The organism is Coprobacter sp., from assembly GCF_982436375.1.
On the sequence record NZ_CEWDCG010000323.1, the window covers coordinates 1 to 1,536 of the forward strand.

Genomic DNA, 1,536 nt, shown 5'->3' on the forward strand with positions numbered 1-1,536 from the left:
TTACAATATTATTGGAACGGAAAACGATATGGATTAAAAAATTGATCGTATTAAACGTATTTTTTATTCGTCTTCTTCCTGATCGTTTATACGGGTAGCCAGAACTTTATCGATACGGGCTGAGTCCATATCGACAATTTCGAATTCGAATCCTTGCCATTGGAATTTTTCTCCTGTAGTGGGAATATGTTCCAATACCCCTAAGATAAGCCCGCTTAACGTATTATAATTATATTCATTATATAGACCCTCCAGATCGAAGTGTGCCAAAAAGTCATAGAAAGAACATTGTCCGTCTACAAGACATGACCCGTCTTCTCTGACAACGATATCCGGTTCTTCTCCCAATTCGGGAAGTGCGCCGAGCAAGGCCTCCATAATATCTCCCGAAGTGACGATTCCTTGAATGCTTCCGAACTCATCTGTTACCAGACCGTACTTTATCCTTTCTTTTTTCATTTTTTCCAGTGCATTATATACGCTCATCGTTTCGGGAATATAATGCGGCGGGATGATATGCTGCCAAATTGAAAAATCGGGAGAGTCTATTTTTCCAAACAAGTCCTTTGATTGAAGTATACCTACGACATGATCAAGCTTTCCGTCGGATACAGGATATACATGATAAAAATTTTGGCTTATCTCTTTTTTCAAAGTTTCTTTATCGGTAGAAATGTCTATCCATGTGAGTTCATTTCGGTGAGTCATGATAGAGCCGACATTTCTGTCTCCCAAATTAAAGACCCGTTCGACGATATCTTGTTCTACTTCTTGTACCTCACCGTCTTCAGTCCCTTCTCTGATAATCGCTTTAATCTCATCTTCGGTGACTTTCCCTTCTTCATTGGGATTTATGCCTAATAATTTTAAAACTAAGGCTGTACTTTTTGTTAATAATATTACGAACGGAGCTGCAATTTTCGATATAAAATACATCGGCTTGGATACGATGCGGGCAACACGTTCGGCTGCTGCCATACCGATTCGTTTGGGGACAAGTTCCCCGATGATTAAAGTCAGATAGGTGACGATCGTAACGATTATAATTTTGGCTATGGCTAATGAGTATGGAGCTAACGGCTCTATTTGGGCGATTATTACGGCAAAGTTTCCGGCAAAAGATTCTCCAGAATAAAGACCGGTAAGAATTCCGATGAGAGTGATCCCGATTTGAATGGTAGAAAGAAATCTGTCAGGCTCGTTAGCCAATTTTAATGCTGTGCGGGCAGTTTTACTACCCCGTTTGGCGTCAGCCTCAAGTCGGGATTTCCTTGCCGATACGAGGGCGATTTCCGACATAGATAAAGTTCCGTTTAAAATGATAAGAATAAGAATAATGATAATTTCCATAAATTAATCTTTAATTTCCCGAAGATAATGCATTCATAAAAAAACTCATAATTTCAGAAAGATAATTTGCAAACTTTATTTTAATAGGTCTGTTTAAAGCCTGTTGTTTGAATTTCTCGATTAGGGTATGTTATCTGGTCGTTTTTGCATTTTTTCCCAGTCTTTCTCCTGTTTTATGAGGAGGAT

1 protein-coding gene is annotated in these 1,536 nt (G+C 38.8%); it reads right to left on the minus strand.

Annotation, left to right across the window (positions count from 1 at the left end; all coding sequences use genetic code 11):
• Nucleotides 1–63 precede the first annotated feature (63 nt).
• On the minus strand, nt 64–1,350 hold the full coding sequence (locus AC1WHX_RS12075) for a hemolysin family protein (RefSeq protein WP_009319133.1): 1,287 nt from the start codon (nt 1,348–1,350) through the stop codon (nt 64–66).
• Between the last annotated feature and the right edge of the window lie 186 nt (nt 1,351–1,536).